The sequence below is a fragment of the Mycobacterium sp. genome (genome assembly GCF_035653355.1).
Classification (GTDB): domain Bacteria; phylum Actinomycetota; class Actinomycetes; order Mycobacteriales; family Mycobacteriaceae; genus Mycobacterium.
In genome coordinates this window covers 1-7711 of the sequence record NZ_DASRBZ010000363.1, presented here as the reverse complement: position 1 = coordinate 7711, position 7711 = coordinate 1, and the positions used below count along the sequence as shown (strand labels likewise).

The following is a 7711-nucleotide window of genomic DNA, read 5'->3' as shown; positions in this document are numbered from 1 at the left end:
GACGGTCGAATACCCGGCGGCCAGTTTGTGTCCGCCGCCGCCGAACGTCGAGGCCACCGCCGCCAGATCCACCGCCGCTTTTGCCCGCATGGACACCGACCACTCCTGCGGCGCAACCTCTTTCAGAACGGCTGCCACCTCGGCTTCTTGCGTTGTGCGTACGATGTCGACGATGCTCTCGACTTCTTCCGGGCGCGAGCTGATCCACTCCTGGTGCTCGACGACCGCGTAGACCAGACCGCGACCATCGACAGCGTCGGGCAGCAGCTGTGCGGAGTTCAGTACCCGAGACAGCATCATCAGCCAGGCGAACGGATGGGTGTCCAGCAGCACCCGGCTGATCGCGGCGTTGTCGACACCCAGGTCGACCAGCCGCGCCGCCAACCGATGGGCCCGGGCGCTGGCCCAGCGAAACGACCCGGTATCCGTCGTCAGTCCCGCGTACAGGCAGTGTGCCACCTCGACGTCGATCGGCTCGCCCCACGCATCCAGCAGCTCGGCGACCAGCATCGTGGTGGAGTCCGCCGATGGGTCGACGAAATTAGCGGTCCCGAACAGCTGATTGGACGCGTGATGGTCGATCACCAGCAGCTCATGCCCGGTAGCGGCCAGGTCGCTCAGCGCACCGAGCCTGTTGACGCTTGGAATGTCAACTGTCACAGTGACATCCACGTCGCGGCGCATGCTGTCCGGCTCGACCATCAGGCGACCGCCGGGCAGTGAGCGCAGCGACTCCGGCAATGTCGCCGGTGCGGCGAAGCTGACCTGGACCTGCTTGCCGCACCGGTCAAGTACCAAGGCCAGCGCTAACCCGGCGCCGATGGTGTCGGCATCGGGATAGACGTGGCAGACAACCCCGATCGTGGCGGCATCAGAAAGCAATTGGGCGGCGCCGCCGGCGTCGACACGTCGGGCGTCGGAGGCGAGGTCAGTCGTCGTATCGGTCGTCGTCACCGGTGTCCTTAGCGTCGCCCCCGTCACTCGACTCCCCCGGCGTCGTCCGGTAGGGATCGGGATCGCCTGCCGGCTTGGCGCCTGAGCGCACCCGGGCCAGATCCTCGTCGGCTGCGCGCGCCCGCGCCAACAGCTCCTCCATCCGGTGCGCGGCGTCGGACACCGTGTCGCGAACGAACGTCAGCGTGGGCGTAAACCGTACCCCGGTGCCGGCCCCGACCTTGGTGCGCAGCACACCCTTCGCCCGTTCCAGCGCCGCCGCGGCTCCGGCGTAATCCGGTTCCTCGTCCAGCGTGCGACCCATCACCGTGTAATACACCGTCGCGTCGTGCAGGTCGCCGGTCACCTTGGCGTCGACGATGGTCACCCCGGCCAGCCGCGGATCCTTGATCTCATGCTCGATCGCCGAGGCGACGATCGTGACGATCCGCTTGGCCAACCGGCGCGCCCGGGCCGGATCAGGCATAGGGCGTTCCTACCCCCGTTCTTTTTGGACCAGCTCGTAGGTTTCGATGACGTCGCCTTCCTTGATGTCGGCGTAGCCCAGGGTCAGACCGCACTCGTAGCCGTCGCGGACTTCGGTGACGTCGTCCTTCTCGCGCCGCAGCGACTGGATCGTGAGGTTCTCGGTGACCACGATGTTGTCGCGCAGCAGGCGCGCTTTGGCGTTGCGCCGCACGGACCCGGAGGTGACCAGGCAGCCGGCGATGAGGCCGACCTTCGAGCTGCGGAACAGTGCTCGCACTTCGGCCCGACCCAGCTGGACCTCTTCGTAGATCGGCTTGAGCAGCCCGCGCAGCGCCTTCTCGATGTCATCGATGGCCTGGTAGATCACCGAGTAGTAGCGGATCTCGACGCCTTCGCGGTTGGCCAGCTCGGTGGCCTTGCCCTCGGCTCGCACGTTGAAGCCGATGATGATCGCGTCCGACGCCGAGGCCAGGTTGACGTTGGTCTCGGTGATCGCACCGACACCGCGGTCGATGACCCGCAGCGCTACCTCGTCGTCGACCTGGATCCCCATCAGGGCCTCTTCCAGCGCCTCGACGGTACCGGCGTTGTCGCCCTTGAGGATCAGGTTCAGCTGGCTGGTTTCCTTCAGCGCCGAATCCAGGTCTTCCAGGCTGATCCGCTTGCGGGCCCGCGCGGCCAGCGCGTTGCGCTTGCGGGCGCTGCGCCGGTCGGCAATCTGGCGCGCGATGCGGTCCTCGTCGACGACGAGGAAGTTGTCACCGGCGCCGGGCACCGACGTGAATCCGATGACCTGCACCGGCCGCGACGGCAGTGCCGCCTCGACGTCCTCGCCGTGCTCGTCGACCATGCGGCGCACCCGGCCGTACGCGTCGCCGGCCACAACGGAGTCGCCGACGTGCAGCGTGCCGCGCTGCACCAGCACCGTGGCCACCGGTCCGCGACCGCGGTCCAGTTGCGCCTCGATCACCACACCCTGGGCTTCCATGTCGGGGTTGGCCCGCAGGTCGAGCGCCGCGTCGGCGGTCAGCAGCACCGCCTCGAGCAGCTGCTCGATGTTGGTGCCCTGCTTGGCGGAGATGTCGACGAACATGGTGTCGCCGCCGAATTCCTCTGGTACCAAACCGTATTCGGTGAGCTGACCACGGATCTTGGCCGGGTCGGCGCCCTCCTTGTCGATCTTGTTGACCGCCACCACGATCGGCACGTCGGCGGCCTGCGCGTGGTTGATCGCCTCCACCGTCTGCGGCATCACGCCGTCGTCGGCGGCGACCACCAGGATCGCGATGTCAGTGGCCTTGGCACCACGGGCACGCATCGCGGTGAACGCCTCGTGACCGGGGGTGTCGATGAAGGTGATCGGCCGCTCGATGCCGTCGTGTTCGACGGCGACCTGGTAGGCACCGATGTGCTGGGTGATGCCGCCGGCCTCGGCCTCGCGGACGTTGGTCTGGCGGATGGTGTCCAGCAATCGGGTTTTCCCGTGGTCGACGTGGCCCATGACGGTCACGACGGGCGGGCGGATCTGCAGGTCTTCCTCGGTGCCTTCGTCTTCGCCGTAGGTCAGGTCGAAGGACTCCAGCAGCTCCCGGTCCTCGTCCTCGGGGCTGACGACCTGGACGTTGTAGTTCATCTCGCTGCCGAGCAGCTCCAGCGTCTCGTCACCGACGGACTGGGTGGCGGTCACCATCTCGCCGAGGTTGAACAGCGCCTGTACCAGCGCAGCGGGGTTGGCGTCGATCTTCTCGGCGAAATCGGACAGCGACGCGCCTCGGGCCAGCCGGATTGTCTCGCCGTTGCCGTGCGGCAGCCGCACGCCGCCGACGACCGGCGCCTGCATCGAGTCGTATTCCTGGCGCTTCTGCCGCTTGGACTTGCGGCCCCGCTTGGGGGCGCCACCGGGACGACCGAACGCGCCGGCAGCACCGCCGCGCTGACCGGGCCGGCCACCGCCACCGGGACGGCCACGGAAGCCGCCGGCAGGCGGAGCACCGACTCCACCACCTCCGCGGTACGGGCCACCGCCCCCGCCGGCACGGCCACCGGTCGGCGCGCCCGGGCGACCACCCGGCGCGGGCCGCGGCGCCCCAGGACGGGGTGGACGACCTTGACCGGCCGGACCACCGGGACGTGGCGGCATGCTGCCGGGCGACATGCCGGGACGCGGTGCCCCGGGCCGCGGGATGCCGGGACGCGGAACCTGCGGGCGCGGGATGGGACGCTCGACAGGTTGTGCCGTCGAGAACGGGTTGTTGCCGACGCGTGGCGTGCGGACGCCGGGCTTCGGCGCGGGGCTGGGGCGCGGCCCCGGGGTCGGCCCGGGACGCGTTGGGGCGGGCGGCTGCTCGATTGGCGGCGCCGCAGACGCTGCGGGGGCCGCGGGCGGCTCGGCGGCGGCCGGCTCAGCCGGCTTGGGTCCGGCGGTTTTGGCCGGCTCCGTCACCACTGCGCCGTCGGAGCCGGCGCGCTTGGCGGTATCGGCAGCACTCGCTTTGCCGTTGCCGCCGGCCTTGGCGGCACCATCTGCGGCCTTAACCGCAGCGGCTTTCCCTCCGCCGAACGATTCACGCAGCCGACGCGCGACGGGCGCTTCTACCGTCGACGACGCTGATTTGACGAATTCGCCCTGTTCGCTTAGCCGGGCGAGAACTTCCTTACTGGTAACACCGAGTTCCTTGGCCAACTCGTGTACGCGGGCCTTGCCTGCCACTACTTCTCCTGTCCATGAGGCGACAGCGGTGGTGGGCCGCGCCTCGGGTTTAGCTATGACGCATGGTCATCGGGACTTCACGGTGTACTCATGTTCTTTGCTACCTGTTCTGTTGCCGCGTCGTTCGAGCGTACTCAGAAAATCCAAGTACTCGACCACCGCGGAGGCGTCCGGTGAACCGGCGATGCGCAGCGCTCGGGCGAAAGCTCGTCGCCGGATCGCTTCCCGCGCGCATTGCGAAACGGGATGCAGCCACGCACCCCGCCCCGGAAGGGTACCTGCTGGGTCAACGATCACGGCATATTTGCCGTTCCCGTCCGACACAGCTACCACGCGAAGCAGTTCGACGGCCAACTCTCGCTTTCGGCACCCGACACACGTGCGCACCGGTCCATCGGTGCGCCGATGCGTCGACCCCGAAGTCTCGCGCTGGATCACGGCACAGTCTACCGCCACCGCAGGCCCGGTCTGAACCACCCGGGACGCTCTTCCCGCATGGCGACCGGGTTCAGCGGTCGTGGGCCATCCCGTGACTGGCGCCGTGATCGGGTTGGCTCGCCGGATGCGCCGGCGTGTCGCCGCGGATGTCGATTCGCCAGCCGGTGAGCCGCGCCGCCAGCCTGGCGTTTTGCCCTTCTTTCCCGATGGCCAACGACAACTGGAAATCGGGCACCACCACCCGGGCGGCCCGCGCCGCCTCGTCGATCACCGACACCGAGACAACCTTCGCCGGCGACAACGCGTTGGCGACGAAACGGGCCGGGTCCTCGTCGTAGTCGATGATGTCGATCTTTTCCCCGGAGAGCTCGCTCATCACGTTGCGCACCCGCTGCCCCACCGGCCCGATGCAGGCACCCTTGGCGTTCAGGCCCGAAACGTTCGACCGCACGGCGATCTTGGAGCGGTGGCCGGCTTCGCGGGCTACGGCGACGATCTCCACCGACCCGTCGGCGATTTCGGGGACTTCGAGCGAGAACAGCTTGCGCACCAGGTTGGGGTGGGTGCGCGACAAGGTGATCAGAGGCTCGCGCGCGCCGCGAGTCACCCCGACCACATAGCAGCGCAGCCGGTTGCCGTGCTCATAGGTCTCCCCGGGAACCTGTTCGGCGGCCGGGATCACACCTTCGGAGCCCTTGGTTTCACTGCCCAGCCGAACCACGACCAGGCCGCGGGCGTTGGCGCGGCTGTCGCGCTGGATCACTCCGGCGACGATCTCACCCTCTCGGGTGGAGAACTCGCCGTAGTTACGCTCGTTTTCGGCGTCACGTAGTCGTTGCAGGATCACCTGGCGGGCGGTGGTCGCCGCGATCCGCCCGAATCCTTCAGGGGTGTCGTCCCATTCGCTGATGACGTTGCCGTCCTCGTCGGTTTCGCGGGCGATTACCCGGACCACACCGGTTTTGCGGTCGATGTCGATGCGCGCGTCGGGTTGGTGTCCTTCGGTGTGGCGGTAGGCGGTGAGCAGCGCGGATTTGATCGTGTCGACGACGACGTCGACGGAGATGCCCTTGTCCGCTTCAATCGCGTGCAGCGCGGCCATGTCGATGTTCATCAGCGCCGCTCCTCCTCGCTGCGCTCTGCATCGCCGCTGGCGCGGTTCATGTCCCGGCCTCCGTTCCGGCGCCCAGAGTCGCCAGCTCCAACTCTCGTTGGTTGGGCGGCGAAAACTCAACCTGCACAACGGCTTTCGCGATGTCGTCCAGCGCGACCTTACGCACTGCCCAGTCGCGGCCACGGTCGTCGCGGACTACGAGCAGCACGGTGCTGCCGTGCGTCTCGCCGACCCGTCCAACCAGCTGCGATCCGTCTGTCAATGCCACCTGAACCTTGCGGCCGCGCGCGCGCCGGAAGTGTTTCTCGCTGGTCAGCGGCCGGTCGACACCGGGCGAACTGACCTCGAGGACATACTGACCTCGGATGCTTTTGACACTGTCCAGCAACCTCGATGCGGTGTGCGACAACGTGGTGATGGTGTCCAAGTCAAGCGGTTCGTCGCCGTCGACGATGACCGCGATGCGTGGCGGGCGGCGTCGCGCATCGATGACGACGTCTTCGATCTCGTAACCGGCGCGCGCGAACTCTCCATCGAGTAGCTCGATTACCTCATTCTGCGAAGGCAGCCCCGTGGTCACGGCGAGCTCCTCATCTTGAGTTGTCCGGTCATCGGCTCGATGTCGCCGGCGAAGGGCTCCGGCGACCCTCCGGCGCGCGACAGTCGGCGTTCCAGGGGAATCAGCTACCAACGATACGCCAGGAAACGCATCTCAGCGGCGATCGCAGCCGCCGACCGCGACTCGTCCGGCGCCTTCACGGCGAGCGAGCAATGGCAGGATGTTGCTGTGCCAAGCGCAGTGCCGGTCGTGAGCAGGAGACGCATACTGGCCGGCGGCGCCGCTCTTGCCGCGGTCGGGGTGGTCGCGTCGGCCTGCGGCTCTCCACCGCCACCTCCCAATGTCGACGATCTGGAATCGCAGGTGAAGGCGGCCCGACACGACAGCGAGCTGGCTGCCGCGGCGGCCGCAGGGGGTCAGGCGCCGCAAATGGCTGCCGCGTTGCAGGAGGTCGCCGCGGAACGTTCCCGGCATGCGGCGGAGCTGGAGACCGAGATCCAGCGGGTCCTTGGGCGGGCGACGACCCCCTCGAGCGCTTCCTCTAGTCCGACTACTAGCGCAGCGGCGGCGCCGCCGCCGTCGCTGGCCGACGTGGTGAACTCGCTGCGGGCCTCCGCCGATTCCGCCACTGGACTGGCGATCGCGTCGTCGGGTTATCGTGCCGGGCTGCTGGCATCGATCGCCGCCGCATGTACCGCGGCCTACACGGTTGCACTGGTGCCGAAAGGGTCGTCGCCGTGACGTCGACCGAACCGACCCCAACCACCTCTGCCCGGCCGGGCGACTCCGAGGACGCAGCCCTGTGCGACGCGCTGGTCACCGAGCATTCGGTGGTCTACGGCTACGGCATCGTGTCGGCGCATACCATGCCTGATCTCAACGCGATGGTCGCGGAGGCGCTCAACCAGCATCGCCGGCGTCGCGATGCGGTGATCGCCATGCTTGCGGCCCGTTCGGTCACCGGGCCCGTCGCGGCCGCGGGCTATCAGCTGCCCTTCCCGGTGAACAACGCGACCGATGCCGCGCGCTTGGCAGTCCGGATGGAAAACGATGCCGCGGTCGCTTGGCGCGCCGTGGTCGAGCAGGCGAAAGCTCCGGATCGCCGGTCATTTGCAGTAACGGCGCTTACGCAAAGCGCGGTGATGGCTGCCCGGTGGAACCGCGAGCTTGGCGCCTGGCCGGTGACGAAGGCATTCCCCGGCGGCAACGAGTAGGCCCCCTCGGGCATCGAGTCCGCGTTCACTGCACCGACTCTGCGGCTGTGGCACCGAGACCGCGTCCACGGCGGGCTATCCGCGCCGGCTCACGCTATAGGCGCAGACTCGGCGCGCTGAGCGCAGACTCGACAGCGCCGCGGTCAGCTCGATATCGCCGCGGTGATATCGGTAGCCAGTGAGACACCGATTGTCAGCTCGCGGGTTTGGCCGCTGAAGCGGTTGCGCAGCTCGACCACGCCGTCGGCCCAGCC

General features: G+C 68.2%; 9 protein-coding genes. 2 read left to right on the top strand and 7 right to left on the bottom strand.

Features of this window, described 5'->3' with window-relative positions; translation table 11 throughout:
* From VFA16_RS12670 to rimP, 6 genes are all read right to left on the bottom strand, one after another.
* On the bottom strand, positions 1–954 hold a 954-nt coding region (locus VFA16_RS12670; protein ID WP_324968144.1), incomplete at its 3' end, for a bifunctional oligoribonuclease/PAP phosphatase NrnA.
* Positions 929–1420: a 30S ribosome-binding factor RbfA gene (gene rbfA, locus VFA16_RS12665; protein ID WP_324968143.1), complete on the bottom strand. Its 492-nt coding sequence runs from the start codon at positions 1418–1420 to the stop codon at positions 929–931. The genes VFA16_RS12670 and rbfA, both read right to left, overlap by 26 nt.
* A 9-nt stretch (positions 1421–1429) precedes the next feature.
* Positions 1430–4132 carry a translation initiation factor IF-2 gene (infB, locus tag VFA16_RS12660; RefSeq protein WP_324968142.1) on the bottom strand — a complete coding sequence of 901 codons (2703 nt, stop codon included), beginning with the start codon at positions 4130–4132 and terminating at the stop codon, positions 1430–1432.
* Positions 4133–4198: 66 nt separating this feature from the next.
* Complete coding sequence (locus VFA16_RS12655) at positions 4199–4456, bottom strand: DUF448 domain-containing protein (RefSeq protein WP_324968146.1); 258 nt, start codon at positions 4454–4456, stop codon at positions 4199–4201.
* 184 nt (positions 4457–4640) lie between these two features.
* Positions 4641–5684, bottom strand: a complete 1044-nt coding sequence (gene nusA, locus VFA16_RS12650) for a transcription termination factor NusA (RefSeq protein ID WP_324968141.1) — start codon at positions 5682–5684, stop codon at positions 4641–4643.
* Positions 5685–5730: 46 nt separating this feature from the next.
* Positions 5731–6264 (bottom strand): ribosome maturation factor RimP, encoded by a 534-nt coding sequence (gene rimP, locus VFA16_RS12645; protein WP_324968140.1) that lies wholly within the window; start codon positions 6262–6264, stop codon positions 5731–5733.
* A gap of 207 nt (positions 6265–6471) precedes the next feature.
* Between rimP and VFA16_RS12640 the strand changes: the two genes are divergently transcribed.
* Both VFA16_RS12640 and VFA16_RS12635 read left to right on the top strand, forming a co-directional pair.
* Positions 6472–6984, top strand: a complete 513-nt coding sequence (locus tag VFA16_RS12640) for a hypothetical protein (RefSeq protein ID WP_324968139.1) — start codon at positions 6472–6474, stop codon at positions 6982–6984.
* Positions 6981–7457, top strand: a complete 477-nt coding sequence (locus VFA16_RS12635; protein WP_324968138.1) for a ferritin-like domain-containing protein — start codon at positions 6981–6983, stop codon at positions 7455–7457. Before VFA16_RS12640 ends, VFA16_RS12635 begins: the two co-directional genes overlap by 4 nt.
* Before the next feature lie 143 nt (positions 7458–7600).
* On the opposite strand, the gene VFA16_RS12630 is transcribed toward VFA16_RS12635, so the two are convergent.
* On the bottom strand, positions 7601–7711 hold a 111-nt coding region (locus tag VFA16_RS12630), incomplete at its 5' end, for a hypothetical protein (protein ID WP_324968145.1).

Bases quoted from the DNA above. Each gene is read 5' to 3' on its own strand.
- rbfA (WP_324968143.1), bottom strand. From the start codon at position 1,420: ATGCCTGATCCGGCCCGGGCGCGCCGGTTGGCCAAGCGGATCGTCACG.
- nusA (WP_324968141.1), bottom strand. From the start codon at position 5,684: ATGAACATCGACATGGCCGCGCTGCACGCGATTGAAGCGGACAAGGGC.